The sequence below is a fragment of the Pseudoalteromonas ardens genome (genome assembly GCF_030125445.1).
GTDB classification, from domain to species: domain Bacteria; phylum Pseudomonadota; class Gammaproteobacteria; order Enterobacterales; family Alteromonadaceae; genus Pseudoalteromonas; species Pseudoalteromonas ardens.
The window spans coordinates 97800-117054 of record NZ_JASJUV010000002.1; the positions used below are offsets into that span (position 1 = coordinate 97800).

At 46.5% G+C, this 19255-nt stretch carries 14 protein-coding genes; 9 read left to right on the forward strand and 5 right to left on the reverse strand.

The window, feature by feature from the left end; translation table 11 throughout:
• The first annotated feature begins 4 nt into the window (after positions 1 to 4).
• The 5 genes from carB to QNM19_RS05415 all read left to right on the forward strand — a co-directional run bounded on the left by carB (position 5) and on the right by QNM19_RS05415 (position 6877).
• Positions 5 to 3223, forward strand: a complete 3219-nt coding sequence (gene carB / locus QNM19_RS05395) for a carbamoyl-phosphate synthase large subunit (RefSeq protein ID WP_010386113.1) — start codon at positions 5 to 7, stop codon at positions 3221 to 3223.
• 45 nt (positions 3224 to 3268) lie between these two features.
• On the forward strand, positions 3269 to 3745 hold the full coding sequence (greA, locus tag QNM19_RS05400; RefSeq protein ID WP_010386114.1) for a transcription elongation factor GreA: 477 nt from the start codon (positions 3269 to 3271) through the stop codon (positions 3743 to 3745).
• Positions 3746 to 3875: 130 nt separating this feature from the next.
• The gene (locus QNM19_RS05405) at positions 3876 to 4190 is read left to right on the forward strand and encodes a TraR/DksA family transcriptional regulator (RefSeq protein WP_049863424.1); all 315 of its coding nucleotides are present in this window, start codon (positions 3876 to 3878) and stop codon (positions 4188 to 4190) included.
• 13 nt (positions 4191 to 4203) lie between these two features.
• Positions 4204 to 4455 carry a YdcH family protein gene (locus QNM19_RS05410; RefSeq protein ID WP_049863423.1) on the forward strand — a complete coding sequence of 84 codons (252 nt, stop codon included), beginning with the start codon at positions 4204 to 4206 and terminating at the stop codon, positions 4453 to 4455.
• 1030 nt (positions 4456 to 5485) lie between these two features.
• The gene (locus QNM19_RS05415) at positions 5486 to 6877 is read left to right on the forward strand and encodes a hypothetical protein (protein ID WP_049863420.1); all 1392 of its coding nucleotides are present in this window, start codon (positions 5486 to 5488) and stop codon (positions 6875 to 6877) included.
• Positions 6878 to 6984: 107 nt separating this feature from the next.
• Here QNM19_RS05415 and QNM19_RS05420 read toward each other — a convergent pair whose 3' ends face one another.
• Entirely contained in the window at positions 6985 to 7968 is a 984-nt protein-coding gene (locus QNM19_RS05420; RefSeq protein ID WP_049863419.1) for an IS30 family transposase, read from the reverse strand.
• 264 nt (positions 7969 to 8232) lie between these two features.
• Between QNM19_RS05420 and QNM19_RS05425 the strand changes: the two genes are divergently transcribed.
• From QNM19_RS05425 to QNM19_RS05435, 3 genes are all read left to right on the forward strand, one after another.
• A complete protein-coding gene (locus QNM19_RS05425; protein WP_049863418.1) occupies positions 8233 to 8529 on the forward strand; it encodes a hypothetical protein in 297 nt (98 codons plus the stop codon).
• An 843-nt stretch (positions 8530 to 9372) separates the two neighbouring features.
• Positions 9373 to 12150 (forward strand): collagenase, encoded by a 2778-nt coding sequence (locus tag QNM19_RS05430; protein WP_156202175.1) that lies wholly within the window; start codon positions 9373 to 9375, stop codon positions 12148 to 12150.
• Positions 12151 to 12240: 90 nt separating this feature from the next.
• Entirely contained in the window at positions 12241 to 13008 is a 768-nt protein-coding gene (locus QNM19_RS05435; protein ID WP_284026448.1) for a transporter substrate-binding domain-containing protein, read from the forward strand.
• Between the two features lie 77 nt (positions 13009 to 13085).
• On the opposite strand, the gene QNM19_RS05440 is transcribed toward QNM19_RS05435, so the two are convergent.
• From QNM19_RS05440 to QNM19_RS05455, 4 genes are all read right to left on the reverse strand, one after another.
• A complete protein-coding gene (locus QNM19_RS05440) occupies positions 13086 to 13526 on the reverse strand; it encodes a VOC family protein (RefSeq protein WP_049863414.1) in 441 nt (146 codons plus the stop codon).
• Between the two features lie 95 nt (positions 13527 to 13621).
• Complete coding sequence (locus tag QNM19_RS05445) at positions 13622 to 15580, reverse strand: pre-peptidase C-terminal domain-containing protein (RefSeq protein WP_049863413.1); 1959 nt, start codon at positions 15578 to 15580, stop codon at positions 13622 to 13624.
• A gap of 21 nt (positions 15581 to 15601) precedes the next feature.
• Complete coding sequence (locus QNM19_RS05450; protein ID WP_049863412.1) at positions 15602 to 16282, reverse strand: Lcl C-terminal domain-containing protein; 681 nt, start codon at positions 16280 to 16282, stop codon at positions 15602 to 15604.
• The gene (locus QNM19_RS05455; protein WP_284026449.1) at positions 16279 to 17694 is read right to left on the reverse strand and encodes an ethylbenzene dehydrogenase-related protein; all 1416 of its coding nucleotides are present in this window, start codon (positions 17692 to 17694) and stop codon (positions 16279 to 16281) included. Before QNM19_RS05455 ends, QNM19_RS05450 begins: the two co-directional genes overlap by 4 nt.
• Before the next feature lie 263 nt (positions 17695 to 17957).
• Between QNM19_RS05455 and QNM19_RS05460 the strand changes: the two genes are divergently transcribed.
• Complete coding sequence (locus QNM19_RS05460) at positions 17958 to 19166, forward strand: sensor domain-containing diguanylate cyclase (RefSeq protein WP_049863410.1); 1209 nt, start codon at positions 17958 to 17960, stop codon at positions 19164 to 19166.
• Positions 19167 to 19255 lie beyond the last annotated feature (89 nt).

Sequence of the window (19255 nt, forward strand, 5' to 3'; positions counted from 1 at the left end):
AACAATGCCAAAACGTACCGACTTAAACAGCATACTGATCCTGGGCGCAGGCCCAATCGTCATCGGCCAAGCCTGTGAGTTTGACTACTCTGGTGCTCAGGCGTGTAAAGCGCTGAGAGAAGAGGGCTACCGGGTTATTCTGGTTAACTCAAACCCGGCAACCATCATGACTGACCCGGAAATGGCAGATGCGACTTACATCGAACCAATTCACTGGGAAGTGGTTGAGAAAATTATTGAAAAAGAAAAGCCAGATGCGGTTCTACCGACTATGGGTGGCCAGACTGCGCTAAACTGTGCGCTTGACCTGGACAAGCATGGTGTACTGGCTAAGCACGGTGTTGAGCTGATCGGTGCAACTGCGGATGCCATCGACAAAGCAGAAAACCGCGAGCGCTTCGACGTTGCGATGAAAAACATTGGCCTTGAGTGTCCTCGTGCCGAGATTGCGCACTCAATGGACGAAGCGCACGACGTTCTGTCGCGCATTGGCTTCCCGTGTATCATTCGTCCTTCTTTCACCATGGGTGGTACCGGTGGTGGTGTTGCTTACAACATGGAAGAGTTTGACGAAATTTGTACCCGTGGTCTCGATTTGTCTCCGACCAACGAGCTGTTGATCGACGAAAGCTTGCTGGGCTGGAAAGAATACGAAATGGAAGTGGTGCGTGACAAAAACGACAACTGCATCATTGTGTGTTCTATCGAGAACTTCGACCCAATGGGTGTTCATACTGGTGACTCAATCACAGTTGCACCAGCACAAACGCTGACTGACAAAGAATATCAGATCATGCGTAACGCCTCGATGGCGGTACTGCGTGAGATTGGCGTAGAAACCGGTGGTTCAAACGTTCAGTTCGGTGTTAACCCGGACGATGGCCGTATGGTTATCATTGAAATGAACCCGCGTGTATCGCGTTCATCAGCACTGGCATCTAAAGCAACCGGTTTCCCGATCGCTAAGATTGCAGCTAAGCTGGCAGTGGGTTATACCCTGGACGAGCTACAAAATGACATCACAGGCGGTGCAACTCCTGCGTCATTCGAACCGTCAATCGATTACGTTGTGACTAAGATCCCACGCTTTAACTTCGAGAAGTTTGCCGGCGCTAACGACCGTCTGACTACACAGATGAAGTCAGTGGGTGAGGTGATGGCCATTGGTCGTAACCAGCAAGAATCACTACAAAAAGCACTTCGTGGTCTGGAAGTGGGCGCAACAGGTCTTAACCCAATCGTTGCACTGGACGACCCGAAAGCGAAAGAAACCATCATTCGTGAACTACGTGAGCCAGGCGCTGAGCGTATCTGGTATATCGCCGATGCAATGCGTCACGGTATGAGCGTAGAAGAAGTGTTTGAGCTGACCAAAGTTGACCGCTGGTACCTGGTTCAGATTGAAGACATTCTGAAAGACGAAGCAACCATCGCTGAAGTGGGCATGGCCGGTCTGAACAAAGACTTCCTGCGTCGCCTGAAGCGTAAAGGTTTCTCAGATCCGCGTATCGCAGAGATTGCGGGTGTGTCTGAAAAAGAAATTCGCAAGAAGCGTCACCAGCTGGATATCCTGCCGGTTTATAAGCGCGTTGATACTTGTGCAGCAGAATTCAGCTCAGACACGGCTTACATGTACTCATCTTACGATGAAGAGTGTGAAGCGGCACCATCTGACAAAGATAAAATCATGGTAATTGGTGGTGGTCCTAACCGTATCGGTCAGGGCATCGAATTCGATTACTGTTGTGTACACGCTGCGCTGGCAATGCGTGAAGATGGCTACGAGACCATCATGGTTAACTGTAACCCTGAAACGGTTTCAACTGACTACGATACGTCAGATCGTCTGTTCTTCGAGCCAATCACATTGGAAGATGTGCTTGAAATCGTTCGCGTTGAAAAGCCAAAAGGTGTGATTGTTCAGTACGGTGGTCAAACACCACTGAAACTGGCACGTGACCTTGAAGCGAATGGTGTGCCTGTAATTGGTACTTCTCCCGACGCAATCGACCGCGCGGAAGACCGTGAGCGTTTCCAACAGCTGGTTGAGCGTCTTGATCTGCTTCAGCCTGAAAACGCAACGGTCACGTCACTGGAAGAAGCGATTGCGAAATCTCAGGAAATCGGCTTCCCACTGGTAGTACGTCCTTCCTATGTACTCGGTGGTCGTGCGATGGAAATCGTGTATGACGAAGATGATCTGCGTCGCTATATGACCGAAGCGGTATCTGTGTCTAACGAAGCACCAGTATTGCTGGACCGCTTCCTAGATGACGCCATTGAAGTAGACGTTGATGCGATCTGTGACGGTGAGAACGTCATTATTGGCGGTATCATGGAACACATTGAACAAGCCGGTGTTCACTCTGGTGACTCAGCTTGTTCATTGCCAGCACACTCTCTGTCTCAGGAAATCCAGGACGTAATGCGCAAGCAAGTGCGTGACATGGCACTTGAGCTGGGCGTGGTTGGTCTGATGAATACTCAGTTCGCAGTCAAAGACGGTCAGGTTTACCTGATTGAAGTGAACCCGCGTGCTGCGCGTACCGTGCCGTTTGTTTCTAAAGCAACGGGTGTTGCGCTAGCAAAAGTGGCAGCACGTTGTATGGTTGGCCAGTCTCTGGAAAGCCAGGGTGTAACTAAAGAAGTAATCCCACCTTACTACAGCGTAAAAGAAGTGGTACTGCCATTTGCTAAGTTCCAGGGGGTTGACCCAATGCGTGGCCCAGAGATGCGTTCTACGGGTGAAGTGATGGGTGTTGGTGAAAACTTCGCCGAAGCCTTTGCAAAAGCGCAATTAGGTGCATCAAACGCTTTACCACGTGGTGGTCGCGCGCTACTATCTGTTCGCAATGGTGACAAGGCACGTGTTGTTGAGTTGGCTAAGACCATGAAGGCCATTGGCTTTGAGCTGGATGCAACCAAAGGTACAGCACAAGCTCTGGAAGACGCCGGCATCGAAGTACGTCGCGTAAACAAGGTATTCGAAGGTCGTCCGCACATTCTTGACCGCATCAAGAATGGTGAGTACAGCTACATTGTTAATACCACAGAAGGCCGTCAGGCTATCGAAGATTCGAAGGTGTTACGTCGTGGTGCACTTCAGCATAAGACTAACTACACCACTACGCTCAATGCAGCGTTTGCAAACTGTACAGCTAATGAGGCTGATGACAGAAGTTCTGTAAACTCTGTTCAGGAGCTACACCAGCGTTTGAACTAAGAAGAACAAGGCCAGAGCGTAAGCTCTGGCAATGAGTGAGATACTATGCAATCAATTCCGATGACAGTACGAGGCGAAGAAATGCTTCGTGAAGAACTGAACCACTTAAAGAAAGTCGTCCGTCCAAAGATCGTTGCCGATATCGCGGAAGCCCGTGAACATGGCGATCTGAAAGAAAACGCCGAGTACCATGCTGCACGTGAGCAGCAGGGATTCTGTGAAGGCCGCATCCAGGAAATTGAAGCCAAGCTGTCAACATCACAGGTCATTGATGTCACAAAAATGGCAAACAATGGCAAAGTGATCTTTGGCAGCACGGTGACCATAGTCAATGTTGATACGGACGAGGAAGTGACCTACAAAATCGTAGGTGATGATGAGGCAGATATTAAAAACAATCTGATCTCAGTTAACTCGCCAATTGCACGTGGTCTGATCGGAAAAGAACTGGATGATTCAGTGAGCATTCAAACTCCTAACGGTAGCGTTGAATACGACATCATCGAAGTTGAATATGTCTAGATTTGTCTAACCTATAGCACCAAAAACCCGACCCAGTGTCGGGTTTTTTATTACCCACTCCTTAACCTTGTGCCAGATCAAAGAGCCACAAAAGCAGCGCGTTATGATGAGTTTAACAAAGGAGAACATCATGACTGCTGACCAACTAAATAGTTTTCTCAAAACTAAACAAAACGAACTGAGTCAACGGATAGCCGCCATTGAAGCCGATTTTAGAAAGGGCCGGTCGGCCAACTTCGCAGAGCAAAATACAGAGCGTGAAAACGACGATGTACTGGATGAAATTCACCAGGAAGCGAAGCAAGAGCTGGTAATGGTGAACCAGGCGATACTGCGTATAGAGCAGGGGGCTTATGGCTTGTGTCAGCATTGTGAAGAACAAATCAACCCGGAGCGCTTAAACGCTCTGCCTTACACAACGACTTGTATTAAATGCGCAAAATAGAAAGGACCGTATTATGACAATTGAAAAACATGATCTGCACCACGAGTTTCCTGAATACAAAGACGAGATCCACCACCTGAAGATGAACGACGCACACTTTGCTCGTTTGTTTAAAGAATACCATGAGTGCGATCATGAGGTACATCGCATAGAAACCGGCGCAGAGAACACCTCTGACGCTTACCTTGAATCACTGAAAAAACAGCGCTTGCACCTAAAGGACCAGCTGTTCTCTATTATTAAGAAGTCGCAAACCGTTGCTTAAGATGAATAAGGCTTAACTTGAACTGTCAGATTTGGTTGATAGAGCTTAATCTGACAGTTTTGTGTGTTAGAAGCGGGGGTTTAGTTATTAGTCGTTTGTGCTCCATAACGAGCTGACGTTAATGCGTTAAGTTCGGCTTTGAGCGAATAATGTACGTTGGTAGCAAGCAAAGCTATGTAAGCCTTTTTACAAAGTTCCCTGATTTCGTCCTGTAACATTATTACTCGCCGGTTTGGGGATAAGGTGACAAGCTGGAATTTGCCGCTATGTTATCTCATGTTTACATTAGCAATTATTAGTGGAATTATGAAGGTATGGGTCTGTGAATTTATCGGTGTGCCACTTAAAAAATTGCTTGGATGAGTTTGGAAATGATCTAGATATCAGCACACTGATACGTAAGACACCTAATGCCAGACATTTAGCGTTTGACTTGAAAAGTTGTACGCGGACTATAGCGAAGTTGCACATTCTTATGTCCCAGAAAAATTAGATCTTCTTAGCCTGTGTGTAGATAAAGAAACTCTAGCACCCTCTCCAGAATTTGATGAAAATAGCTTTGTTAACTTCCGTCGTCTTTTTTACTTGTAGCTCAGTATTATTATTGGATAACAGAGCAATATACAACGTGGTTTCCCGAATACTCTAAAGAGGAAGACTGCAAGCTATTTACACGTTGTTAGCAAGCGTATGAACGGGTCTATTATACTAATCCAGAGTTTTCTAAAGTCGGAGCCGCGGAATAAAACATAACAAATTGCTTAACAGAGACTCTTAACGTTTGGCGAATTCAGTCGCAATCTCAGCTCCGTGTTTATGACACAATATTCAAGTTAAGTGGCATCGCGTTGTCGATTATTAGCAAGGCTTTAACTGTTTTTGCATAGGTGCCTACCTTATCTATTGAAATATAAGAGTATATGTGTAGAATGTTTTCGTGATTGACGAGGTGGTCGTTAGAGACTCTTATCATTAACTTGATAAGCACGGGTGCGAGCCCCGTCGCCTCGTCCCATTCAGAGGTTATATAATGAATTGTGAAAATCTCTTATCGTGGAAAATCGTACTGGAACTTCCCGAATCATTGCAGCCGGAAGTTGAATTAAGTAATTTGTTTAACTCGAAAACAGGTAACTCATTCTTAAAGGGAATTGGTGGGTTTTCTGACCGAACTTTCTCTCCTGAAGTTCTAGATCCTACAAATGTATTTCATAATGCCTTAAATAAAGTCAAGTTATCGCTTGGGTTTAAAGGCAGGCGTTTTCCGTACACTCGCTCTGATGATCAGCAACTGAATGTAAATATTCGTCGTTTTGGTGCTCGAGTTGTTACAGTTACAATTCAGCTTAAAAAGCCGTTAGTATCAGATGAAACGGAAATCTATGAATTACAAAAAATTTCCAATCATCCAGATGTTTACACAATGGCTAAAAGCATATGTGGTTTAATCTTATCTGGTGACTTCAACGATTTTAATACAGTACACTCCCCTAAAGTCTACCCGTGTACGCAGAGTTTAATTTTAGGGGAAGATAATTGGATTTCGGATAGTAGAGCGGTTGAAATATTAACGAGGCATATTGAACCTAATAAAAATATTGTTTCTAACGTTATTTCAAAGAATGCGAATCATCAATTAGACGCCAGTAATATATTGGTTGATCGTCAAGGTATATTTTACAGAGTTCCAGAAAGATTGGTGAATAGTTATTCTGTAAACAAAAAATACCTTGGAACATGTAATATTTTTGAATATGCAGTAGCTTTGTCAAAAATGTTAGAGAAGAAACACTTTGAGAATTTAGATTTTGTTACGAAAGACTTCTTAAGGAAATTAATATTAGAGCCAGAGCTGGTCATTTTGCATAGTGTTACTTCTCTTGAAACATGGAAGCTGTTAGTTTTAGAATTCAAACTTGATTCATTACTTTCCAAAGTTTCTCTTGAGCCAGAACCTAAAACAAGGCGAAAAAATTGGTGGGAATTTTTCACTAATATCTCAACCGAATCAAAACGGTTTTGGGTTATAAGCTTGATTTTTGCAGCTGTTTTTTGGGCATTCCAGCAATCTATATATTTCGATAAACTGACAGGTGTTTTCTCTATGCCTGAAATTGAGGTGATTACACCCGGTGATCAAGAATCAATAGAAGTTTCTGATAACATAGTCTTTATCAAGTGGGAGGAAGTTGACGAGGCTTCTAAATATGTTCTTCAACTTAAAGTTCTTGATTCAGGCAAATGGGTTCTACCGCCAGTTGGTCATCGTTTAGTAGTAACAACCGCGCAAGCTGAACTAACTGTGTTACAAAAAGGCTCTTATAAATTTTCAATTGAAGCTTATGATAGTCACGATGATCAGATTGCTAACTCTGGTGAATCCTTTTTCGATGTGGCTGCCAAGAAAGTCAAGGATAATTAAATTGGATTGAATGGATATATATGGACGCTCCAGCGATGTGGTAAATGTCCAAATAGCACAAATAGCAGACACCCATTCCAAAACTTGTCTGTCATACAACGGCAGGTTCAACTTGGAAGTGCACCAACTCTTTCATTATAGATTTCAAGTGGAGTTTTGTAATCAAGGCACCTCCTGGGCCTTGAGTTTAAATTATGCTCTATTTCTTGTATCTGTTTATGGCTTACAGTTGAAAAATCAGTACCTTTTGGTAGGTACCTTCGAATTAGGCTATTTATCTGCTCAACAGCTCCTTTTTCCCAACTATGATAAGGCTGACAAAAGTAAGAGTTGCACTGCAAGGCCCCGTTTACTTTTATGTGCTGGGCATTTTCAGATCCATTGTCATAAGTAATCGATAGAACAAATTCAGCAGGATGTGGGCTTAAGCGTTTTATTATTGCATTGCTTGTTACTAATGCACTCTTGGAGCCTAGCTTGGTTATATGCACTAGCCGTGTTGCTCTTTCCATGATGACATTCAGTGCTGACTTTTTGTGCTTGGACACTATGGAGTCGCTCTCCCAGTGGCCTAATTGAGAGCGTTCATTTATAAATGCGGGCCGTTCCAGGATGCTTGTTTTCATTAAGCATTTTTTACTATATCGACGTGATGGGTACTTTTTTCTGCGCCTTTTGTGTTTTCTAGCCAAGCACGCTATGAGTTCAGGGGGCGAGCTGTAAACGAACTGATAGATTGATTCATGGCAGACATAGGGGGCTTCATTAGTAAGCTTGAGACGTCCTGATATAACCTGAGGGGACCAGCCTTTCCTGAGCTTATCTAAGACATACAGGCGTGTCTCTGAAGTCTTCAGCTTTTCACGTTGAGCGCGTTTACTCATTCTGGCCTTGTACATATCATGAGCTGGATTTGGATAATAGGTTGGTACGTAATAGTCATAGATATTCCTTTTGAGCTCTCTACTAATAGTGGAATGAGAGCGATTTAGTAAACGTGCAATTTCACGTATCGTTTTATCCTGATAGTGAAACCAATTAAAAATAAGCTTCCGTTCTTGATGACTCAAATGACAGTATTTTTGACCCATTTTGCACCTCCAAAATAGCTAACTTAAACTATAGTGGTGCACTTCAATCTAGAACATAGGCACAATAGGTCTGTGAATTTACCGGTGGGTGTCACTTAAAAAAATTGCATGTCTAGAGAGCGAAATAAAAAAAATGTTAGAGCGGCCGTCCGCTGCTCATTCACCCAAGCACACACCTACATACTTTGAAACGATTTGTCATACTCATCTGGACCCACCTTTGCTACACTTCCTGAATCGTCGTCACCGCATATTGGAAGTTTTATGTTTTCTTTAATCAAAGGGTTATTGTTTAAGTCTCTAAAGCACAAGGCGGGCCGAAAAGTAGCCGATGCTGTTATTGAAAAGTGTGTTGAGCAGGGTATGGAGTATATGCGCGGACGAGGTGGCGCTGCGCCACAGAAGACCAGCGAGCTGGACGGACTGATTGTCGGGCTCAATAACCTGACTGCCAGGCGATTGCCTGATGGTCAATATCCGATCAGATTAGAGCATCAAACCCTGATAGTTACCATTGAAAACCATGGGATTGTGTCTATTACGGAGTTACACACCGATTAGTTAAGATCAGACAGAGCTTTGACTTATTTGAAGTTAAGCACAGAAGTGGATTGTAATATTCCTGTCTGAACGCTATGTAAGTATTTGGAAATGTTTAAAAAACATTAACCACCTACGAAAGTCGTTAGCCTGAGTCAGCTGTCGGCTTAGTAAAAGGCTTCCTTTTCCTCACCCGTGTTTAAGGTTGCGCGCTATACAAGCTGAGAAACAGACTCTTGGCATCGTGTCCCACTTCGTATGCTGGCGCGCAAAGAGACTTTGGGTGTCTTCTTCGGGTTGTACATTTGAGTACCATTTTACTTGCCAATTCTTCCAATCCATATCAATAACACCAGGGCCACTCAGAAAGCACCGATGTTTATGGGCTCTGTTGAGTGGATTCAATTACCGCGCCTGTAATGTGAGTAGTGTGCGTTGGTACGTCCCTCATTTTGCTGCAATCGCGCAACTCTCTCATTCCGGCATGCATCTTCGCCAGTTTAACAGTCAGCCTTACGGCAACTAACTGACTTTTTTGGTTCAACCTGCTGCACTTTCTTTTGAGTATGAGTTAACAAGTGGTGGCTATACAACCACCCGCGGAGCAGCCTTTGTTGATGAATTTGCTACTAATTTTTTGCTCAATTGTCTTTTTTATGAGCAATCTCGTGAAGTTAAACATTTTTATTCTTTTCATAAAACCGATAACTTTCTGACTTAAATGAATAAATTATGCTTAAAAGGAAATGCTAGGTGGTATATTCAATAAAATTATATAAATTATATTGTATACACTGTGTGCGTGGTGTTAATAATATGTCACCTCTTCTGGGGTTTGGATACACATTTTAAAAAGGTCAAATTATGAAAATAAAAGCAATACTCGCTGCGCTGCCCTTGCTCTGTGCAAGTGTAGAAGCCGCGCAACAACATGTTGAACGACACTTTAAACCACTGAGCGTGGCCGATCTGCAGTTAGCACATGGCGATGAGGGCCATAATCACGCAGTACAGGACAACGCGCCGACAGCAGCACGTGATACTGCGCTGCATTCTCATTTGCCCGTGATGATGCAGATGGCGTCTGAGCAGGTTGATCTTGCCAGTGGCTGTGACTTAACCGCATTTGCTAACGCGAGTGCTTCGACAATCGTGGCACAGATCACGGGGCAGGGTGCAACCTGCGTTAATGATCTATTCAGTGCACCGTCGGCGACTCAGGTGGCGACATTTACATCGGCCAAAATGTTGGCTGCGGCGCAGCAAGCGACGACCCTGTCAGGCAGCTATAGTGGCACCGGCAGCAGCGAGCTGGAAGCGCTGTTTTTGTTTATTCGCGCGGGTTTTTATGTTGAGTTTTACAATGACTCAGTGAGCTTTGATCCCACAGTGCAGAGTACAGTTCGAAGTGCCCTCGATGCCTTTGTGAATAACCGTCATTTCTATGACAATAATGATGCGCACGGAGAGGTGCTGAGTGAAGTCATGACGACGATGGACTCTGCTGAGTTACAGCACGTTTATCTGCCTGTAGTCAAAGCCTGGTTATCTCGCTGGAGTGAAAGCTATGCAACCAGCTGGCATATGCGTGGTGCGGTGAATGGGATCTTCACCATTTTATTCCGGGGTCAGTGGAATAGCGATTTCGTTACGCTGGTTGGTAAAGATACCGAACTGGTTAGCTTGCTGGCTAATTTCACCAAGCAAAGCTGGATGGTGGGCTCGGACGCAGAATTCATGATTATTAACGCGGGCAGAGAACTTGCCCGACTGAAAAACTATCAGGGTACGCCTATCCAGAGCTCGGTTGATACTGCCCTCAAAGCGCTATTTTCGACTTATCAGAGCTATGGTTATGGCGATGGGATCTGGCTTGGTGCCGCTGATGTTGCGACCTACTACGCGGATTGTAATGATTTTGGGATCTGTGGATTTAAAGAGGAGCTGACCAACAAGGCCTTGTCACAGACCTATCAGTGCAGCAGCACAATCCGTATTCGATCGCAAGATATGACCCAGGCACAACATCTGTCAGCGTGTGACACCATGGCGGCGGAAGAGACCCGCTTCCATACCATGCTGGAAACCAATCAAACGCCAGTTGCTGATGACAACAATACAATGCTGCAGGTGAACATTTTCAACAGCAGCAGTGACTACAAAAAGTATGCTGGACCAATTTTTGGTATTGGCACGGATAACGGCGGTATGTACCTGGAAGGTGATCCGAGTGTGGTTGGCAACCAGGCAAACTTCATTGCCTATGAGGCCAGTTATGCCAAGGCTGATCACTATGTCTGGAATCTTGAGCACGAATACGTGCATTACCTGGATGGCCGTTTTGACCTGTATGGTGACTTTAACGCGCCAACCGAGGCAATTGTGTGGTGGAGTGAAGGGGTTGCTGAGTATGTGGCAAACCTGAACGACAATCAGCGCGCCATTGATACGATTAAAGACGGCAGCACCTATCAGTTAGGCGAAGTATTTGAAACCACTTATGATGGTTTTGACCAGGATCGTATCTATCGCTGGGGTTATCTGGCAGTACGCTTCATGATTGAAACACATAAAGATGAAGTCAATGCAATGCTGGGGGAGACGCGGGTTGGCAACTGGAGCGCCTATAAAACGCGTATGAATAAGTGGGCCGCACAGTACAGCAACGAGTTTACTCAGTGGACCCAGCAACTGGCCGGGGACACCAATCAGGCACCAACAGCCGTGATCAATGGGCCTTACCAGGGCACTGCTGGGTCATCGGTCAGCTTCAGCAGTCAGGGCAGTTCAGATCCTGAAGGACAAAGCCTGAGCTATCTGTGGCAATTTGGCGATGGCGCGCAGAGCACCCAGGCAAGCCCCACACATACTTACGGGGATGCCGGAAATTACACGGTGACATTGAAAGTAACCGACAGTGAGGGATTGGCACATCAAGTGACCACTCAGGCCGTGATTGACGCAGATCAGGGGATCACTGAGCTGCAAAATGGTCAGGCAGTGCGAATCGCTGGCGCCCAGGATGAGCTGAAGTACTTTAAAGTCCAACTGCCGGCCGGGGCAACTGATCTGACGGTCAGCACTAGTGATGGCACGGGTGATGTTGATTTGTACCTGCGTCATGGTCAGCAGCCCACGCTGGACACCTACGATTGTCGACCTTATGTAGGCGGTAACGCTGAGCGATGCGATGTTGCGACACCTCAGGCCGGAGAGTATTACATAATGCTCAGAGGCTATAACGCATACGCTGATGTGAGCTTGGTTGCAAGCTATACAGCACCGGTTGCGGGTTTGCCGGATACTTGCGTGGATCAGGGCAGTGTCTCTGGTGGCCGACTATCTGCTGATCAGGCTGTTTGCTTAAGCGATCAGGATCCTATGTGGTTTAGCCTGGAGAATGTGAGTGGTCAGCAGAGCATTCGCATTGAAACCGCGCATGGCAATGGTGATTTGACGCTTGAGTACAGCAACCAGGGCTGGCCTGACGGGAGCAATGTTGACGCCCGCTCTGAGCGTGCAGGCAATGGTGAATGTATCAACCTCAGCGGGCAAAGCCAGTACTGGGGATATTTGAAGGTGAGCGGTGCACCAAGTGGAGCCACTATCCAGGTTACTTATAACGATGGCTGGTGTAACTAAGGTTAAGACTATTTAACAAATGTGCTTGAAGGTTGGAGAGACAGGCTCTAGATTTAAAGGGTCTTCTCCAGCCTTTTGTGGCAGCTATTTGTGAAATTAAACCTGTTGATTAATGGCCTTATCTTACTTTTACTCAGTGTACTATTGCCGTTGCACGCAGCTGAGCGGCTGAACATCTATGTCTACCACAACAAACCACCTTATATCATGAATCAGACAGAGCAGCGCGGCCTGTATTTTGACTTTGTAGCCTTACTCAATGCGTCTCAGTCCCATACACGTTATCAGCTGGTATATCTGCCACGCAGGCGTATTGAACGAGATCTTAACGAGCAAACCCTCGATGGTGCTGTTTTGGGGGTTCACCCTGTGTGGTTTAAAGATCCCGACAAATCGCGTTATTTGTGGAGTGCAGCGCTGATGTATGACACCGATGAATTTGTCTCTTGTGCAGAAAACCCCTTTGAATACGATGGTGCAGCTTCTATGGCCAACAAAAAGTTTGGTGGCATTTTAGGCTATCATTATTTTCGCACGGTTAAGCCGGTAAACGCGGGTGCGCTGGAGCGAGTTGATGCAAACAGTGAAGAAGGTTTGTTGGAGCTGGCACTGAGAGAGCGTGTTGATTTTGCGATTGTCAGCCGTTCAACACTAAACTATTTTATCAAAAAAAATCGCTGGCAGGAGCACTTCCATCTGTCCAAACAACCTCATGAAACTTACTATCGGGCAATGCTTTTACCAAAACAACTTCAGCTCCAGTTTGAAAAGTTATCAGCCATACTCAGCGATGAAGAATTTCGCAGCAAGCTGACTCAATTATTAAGCCGTTATCAGATAGATGCAGGTCCGGGCTGAGTCTTGCGTGTTTATATCGGGCCCAGGTTTTGAACCCGAATGTGTCAATCAATGACTGTCGTTAAGACAGAACCGCGCTACCAGCTGCCGGTATTTTCCATGCTTAGCCAGGGCTCTTGTGGTGGCAGTGGCTCGCCTTGTTGCAATAATTCAATGGAAATACCATCAGGGGATTTGATAAAAGCCATGTGCCCGCATCTTGGTGGGCGGTTAATGGTGACACCTGCAGCCTGGAGCTTTTCACACAGTGCGTAAATATCTTCTACGGCAAAGGCTAAATGCCCGAAGTTGCGCCCGCCAGTGTATTGTTCAGTATCCCAGTTATAAGTCAGTTCAATGGTGGGAGAAAAGTGCGTTTTAGCTTCTTCCAGTTGGCCTGGTGCCGCCAGATAAACCAGTGTAAAACGGCCTTTTTCACTGTCTTTACGTTTGACTTCCACCAAACCGAGTAGGTCACAATAAAAGCTTAATGATGCGTCGAGGTTCTCGACCCGAACCATAGTATGCAGATATTTCATAAATTTGCCCCTTTAAAGTCAGGACTGAAAGATAAGGGCATATCGAGAAAAATCAAGGAGAGCAGGCGGATTGCTCTCCTGATTGCGTCAGACTATCAATACTCTGCGGTCAATGTGACATCGCTGAAGCCTTTATAGGCTTTCACAGAAATATGCCATGTACCGGTTTGAGGTTGAGTTTGTGTGCACGTTTCGGCATTGCCATCTTTGTAAGGGCGGCAATCGTAGCTTGAAGAGGTTGGCTGGGCGCCATAACGAACATACAGATCGGCATCACCGCTGCCGCCGGAGGTACTGACGGTGAGCTTAGTGGCACTGGCTGGCACATCAAAGGTTTTATGGATCCAGTTGCCTGTTGTTGCATTCAACCCAGTCCAGACTTGTTTATTACCATCTCCCGGTGGGGTGCCCAGATCATATTGGCCGACAATGGATACACCGGAAAACGCCTGATAACCCCGAACCACGATATAATAAGTGCCTGCTTGTGTCGGATTGATGCTGCAACTTTCATTATTACCATCTTTATAGGGGCGGCAATCATACGTTGAGGTCGTGGGTTTTTGTGCAAAGCGTACGTAGAGATCGGCATCGCCACTGCCACCGCTCATGGTAAAGCGCAGGTTGCTTGCTCCTTCTGGTACAAGCATGGTAAAGACCTTTTCACTGTCAGCGGCGCCTGACAAGTTACCGACAGACTGGCCGTTTTGCAGCTCATTGCCCGGGTCAACCGGGCCACTGTCTCTGTCGATGATTGACAGTGAATTGGCTGCGCGCTTGAGTGTCATGGTTTCTCCAAGCTCACTGGCATACCACCAACTGATATTGGCAGGCAGCGCCAGCGCATCGGCAGCACGTTGTTCGCGTGTGAGCGTATCAGCGCCAGCTGTGAATTGGGCGGTTTGTACTTTCAAAGTGTCGGGTGCCACACTCAGTACTTTAAACTGTTGAATGCTGGCTAAATCAATCGTCCAGCTTTTCGGATCGTTGGCAGAGCGTGCCGGGGCACCCCAGCTGCCTTCACCCACATACACGGTACCGCCAGTGGTGGTTTTGGTAAATCCGGATCCTGAAGGCTGCAAAGCTTCGGTCAGCTTGTTGATGTGTGTATCGGATTCCACGACCAGGTTCATACCATGCTGATAGAACAAATCAGCCCACCAGGTATGTAAAATCGTATTGTCTGACTTACCAGAGTAATGGGGATACATGGGCTTATGGTATTGGGCAATACGCCACTTGGTGCTAGCGCCATTACTTTGCAAGTCTTGTTTCAGCCAGTTGTTCATAGCCGTCGCATAGGCAGACCAGCCGCTGTCTTTATATTGGCTGTTTAGTGTGTATACACGCAGGAGATTGGCAATATTAAAAGCGCCATAACTGTCTTTATTGGTGCAGGCACCATCTTTGTCAAAATCTACGCCGAATACCTGACAAAGCGTTTTAAAATTGTCGCCTTCATGGTTACCAAATGTTGCCACAAACGGGTAGATGCGTTTGTAGTTTTGCCCGTCGATCACGTCGTTTGAAAATGTCAGTTGCCAGTCTTTGAGGTACTCTCGCATTTCCTGAGCAGAATTGGCATTGGTATAGTCACCACCATGCATGATAAACAGAGGACGGATCTTTGCGACCAGTGCGTTGCCTTCACGTCGAGTCGTCCAGCCTGTGCGGGTGTCTCCGCCAGCGATGGCGACGAACCCTGTACTAGTTTGAGGGGCAGTCTTGAACCATAAGCGCTGGCCACATCCGGTGCTGTCGCATACACGATAGTAAATAGCAGTATTGGCACTTAGTCCGGTTAACGTCACAAACTCGCTTTGCAGGCTCCCATCAAAAACACTCGTTGCTGTTGGTTGCACTGTCGTCCAGCTTTGCTCATTCGTTGTGGTGCCATATTTAACGTAATGGTTATTGCCGCCAGTAGGGGTATACCCCACAGTGGCCTGATGACTGGGGTTGGCGTCCCAGATCAGACGATGATAATCACTGGCGCTGTGGGCAGTGGTGGCATATAAAGCAACCGTGGTGAGGCCCGCTAAAAGCACTCTCATAGACTCGTTTCCTGTTGTTGGTTAATGGGTCACACCTTTGAGGCGTGTAGATTGAAACTCTGTGGGTAAGTCGGCCACCAGTAACACAAACGCTGCATTACGATAGGGTAGTGGGTATTGCTCCCCGGTATGAAAGTTGACAGCAGTCGCACCTTGTTTGAAGCGTTGATAATGGCCCGAAAGAGGCTGTGAATGATCTGAGCTCCAGTAATCTCCATGCTTCATATGAGGGAAAAAGTCCTGGGCGATATGCACATGTCCGGGGCGTGCCGGGTTTTGCAGCAAGCTGCTTAATTCACCACTGGTAGGCAGGCGCCAATGTGTCAGACCACATAAGGCTGTCTGTCTGGCTCGGTTAATCAAATCCTGAGTGTCACATCGCGAAGATTCGAAGTAACAATCTCCCAGGTTTGCTTCGCCTCTGGCCTGGCTTTGCTGGGTCTCGTCAGCAGACAGATACCAGGAATACGTCCAGTAGCCGTCATGGATGTTTTCGCTGTCGGTTTTGACTTCCCATACGAGGTCTCTTTGGGTGTCTAACACACAAGACCAGGGACCTTGCCAGGGGGACAATGCATTACCTGATTGATCCAATTTAACAAATCTAGGGTGTGGCTGGACGACTGGACTCAAAGGTTCTATCCACAACAATGAGATAACAATGACAGCGGTCGCCAATGACATTAATAGACGTGTGATCATAGCGGGTACCTTAAGATGGCTGGACGAATGTGGCGGGTATGTGCCACCTGAGCATGGTCAAAAGCGGAAAACCACATGCAAGTACCACTTTCAAGTGGCACATCATGTAAAGAGCCGGTGTTGTGCTTGCGCACTAATTCAAGGGTCCAGATACCACTGTCCCAGCTACCTCGCGCTCTGACATCGGCTCGATCTCCCTCGAATCGATTAGAGCGGTACAGAATAGATGAGAGCTTGCTTCCGGGTACAAACATATCCTTTTTCTTGTGATAAGGCGTACTGCCAAACCAGGGTAAGACGTTCAGGTGCACATTGTCTTCGTCTGGTAACCGTTTTGGGATGACGGTTTCTGATGTGTACCACTGCCAGTTCATCACATAGGCACCACTTTCTTTGCCATCAGGCTGATACCCGGCGGTATAGCGGCGCTGCCCTTGCTGCACCAGGGCCGGTGGCCCAAAAAAATTATCATCAGCCTGATACATGTCATTGGTTCGCACCGCTTTCCAGTGCCATAAGTCTCGTATTTGTCCATCCATACTGGCGTGGAACCCCTTGCCGTGCCAATTGGGTGGTTTGCCCTCTAGGGGGCGATGGCCGAGATAGGTGGTATTATCGGCCCCGCTTGAACACGAGCGGGAAAGCATCACAGCCAGTTTGTCTTCGTAGAAAGTTCGCTCGTCAAATTGGTAAAAGCCATTTTGTTGGATTTTCCAGCCGGCCTTAGTTTTTAATAAAGGCAGGTGGTTGGTACTCATGCTGGGATCGGTCCAACGTATCAGAAAGTAGCTTTCATACTGATTGGCCAGCGCCTGCACGCGAATGGTGCTGCGGCCATCATTAAAGTTTGCGCCGCCATGGGTTTCTATGGTGTAAACAGGTGCCCTTGTCCAGTGCGTTTCATCACCGTGCCCATCTATGTCAATGAACTCACTTGGACTCAGTGACGCGACTTCAAGTGTGTCTGCCGAATAGCGAGTGCTGGTGAATAACAGAAACCCCAGTATGCATACAGAGGCAAGGATAAGCGCACCTTGTTTCTCAATGTGTGACGGGAGGAGCGCAAACAACACGCGCTTGCCATACTGAATAAAATAAATCCAGCCATGGATGAGCAGGTAAAGCAGCAATAGCCAGACACTATAGAAGTGCAACGGCTGCATCTGTGCAACATATACACCGGCCCAGAGAAACCAACCCGAGCAGAGCAGGCTTAATATAATCAGATACCCCAGACGGTTAACCCAAAGGTGGTATTGGTTTGGGTTGCTGCGATAGGGTCGCCATAGTGAAAGCGACAAATAACTTATCGCCAGTACACTAAGGATACTGGCACTGGCTATATGCCATGGGTATAAGTCGCCCTCAGGCAGCAGTGGACTAATGACCATCAGCCAATCTTGTGTTAGCAAAGAAAATCTTAAACCGGTAAGCAGGCTGCAAACCACCAGTAAGATGACCAAGGCATGAAGAAGGACAAACGTGACTCTACGCATCGTGATTTTTGTTATTCGTATGTTTAAATAGTGTAAACATAAATGGTTGCAGTTTTATGTCAAGCACTAACTTATGAGTAAATTCATATGTGCACCACCGAATTATTCACAACGCAATCTGATAAAACCTCGACTAAACTAAATAAGTGCCCGACGAAAGGTGAAAAAGTGAGAACCGGATGAATGAGTTTTTGTCAGAGACGACGGAAGAAGCCCTCGACAGCGGAGAAGTGATTGACAGCATGACAGACATAGTGGCCTGCTTAAATACCAGTGATTCTATCCAACGGTTTTTGTTGGACATACACTGTATTTTGCAAAAGGTGACGTATGCGGATAACTTTTATGTCGTGCTATATCGGGAAGATGGCAGTCTGACCTTCCCTTATTTTCATGACGTAAAGGATGACATTGACCCGGAAGATTTAGAAGCACTGTCTCTGGACGAAATCGCCCATTCATTAACAGCCTATGCTTTGCAGTCGCAAAATGTGTGCAACTACACCACAGAGCAATTGAACGAAATGGTGGCAGAGGGACGGTTAAATATCATCGGCACAGTACCAAAACAATGGCTTTGTTTTCCCCTGGTTAATCGCAACAACTTTATGGGCGCATTTATCATTCAGTCTTATCGTCGTGAGGATGAGTACTCTGGTGTGATTGTCGATGTGCTGTTTACGATTAGCCATGTGATCTCCTCGGCCCTGGATGCGTTCAATAACCAGCAAGCTTTGGTCGAAGCGAATACGGTTTTGCAAAACTACCAGGGTGAATTAGAAATCAAAGTCGCGGAGCGCACCCAGGAGCTCGAATCGAGCCTGGCTGAGTTGCAAAAAGAAATTGGTATTCGTGAGGCATTGCAACAACGGTTGGAGCACGAAGCGTTACACGACACACTAACGGGCCTGACGAACCGGAAATTTCTGTTCCGTGAGCTGAATAATCTTGCAGAGCGGTCAAAGCGTGGTTCGGTTACCGTACATATTTTGTATCTGGACTTAGACGACTTTAAACCGATCAATGATAATTATGGCCATCACAGTGGTGATATCGTGTTGCAGGAAGTTGCCAAGAGAATACAGGGTGAACTACGTGTTTACGATGTGCTGTGTCGCCTGGGTGGGGATGAGTTTGTGGTGGTCCTGTCTGATCCACTCGAAAAATCAGTGCTAATGCAGATCTGTTCGCGCCTTATTACTTGTATCTCTTCCCCTATTCAACTTGAAGGTGGTCAACAGGTACAGTGCGGGTGCAGTATCGGCGTTGCCAATAACAATGGGGTGTTCAGTGCTGAGGCCCTGCTAAAGTGCGCTGACAGTGCACTCTATTCATCGAAAGAGCTGGGCAAAAACCAGGCATACTTTTATGAACAAGCGTCGGTTTGACGATAAATCCCGCAACCCGGCATCTGCTAATTAAATTCTCTCTGCACTGGCTTTTGCTTTGCAGCGTCGATTGCATTAGGATCGGGTTT

Coding starts and splice junctions, on each gene's coding strand:
- carB (WP_010386113.1), top strand. CDS start 5: ATGCCAAAACGTACCGACTTAAACAGCATACTGATCCTGGGCGCAGGC.
- greA (WP_010386114.1), top strand. CDS start 3,269: ATGCAATCAATTCCGATGACAGTACGAGGCGAAGAAATGCTTCGTGAA.
- QNM19_RS05405 (WP_049863424.1), top strand. CDS start 3,876: ATGACTGCTGACCAACTAAATAGTTTTCTCAAAACTAAACAAAACGAA.
- QNM19_RS05410 (WP_049863423.1), top strand. CDS start 4,204: ATGACAATTGAAAAACATGATCTGCACCACGAGTTTCCTGAATACAAA.
- QNM19_RS05415 (WP_049863420.1), top strand. CDS start 5,486: ATGAATTGTGAAAATCTCTTATCGTGGAAAATCGTACTGGAACTTCCC.
- QNM19_RS05420 (WP_049863419.1), bottom strand. CDS start 7,968: ATGGGTCAAAAATACTGTCATTTGAGTCATCAAGAACGGAAGCTTATT.
- QNM19_RS05425 (WP_049863418.1), top strand. CDS start 8,233: ATGTTTTCTTTAATCAAAGGGTTATTGTTTAAGTCTCTAAAGCACAAG.
- QNM19_RS05430 (WP_156202175.1), top strand. CDS start 9,373: ATGAAAATAAAAGCAATACTCGCTGCGCTGCCCTTGCTCTGTGCAAGT.
- QNM19_RS05440 (WP_049863414.1), bottom strand. CDS start 13,526: ATGAAATATCTGCATACTATGGTTCGGGTCGAGAACCTCGACGCATCA.
- QNM19_RS05445 (WP_049863413.1), bottom strand. CDS start 15,580: ATGAGAGTGCTTTTAGCGGGCCTCACCACGGTTGCTTTATATGCCACC.
- QNM19_RS05450 (WP_049863412.1), bottom strand. CDS start 16,282: ATGATCACACGTCTATTAATGTCATTGGCGACCGCTGTCATTGTTATC.
- QNM19_RS05460 (WP_049863410.1), top strand. CDS start 17,958: ATGAATGAGTTTTTGTCAGAGACGACGGAAGAAGCCCTCGACAGCGGA.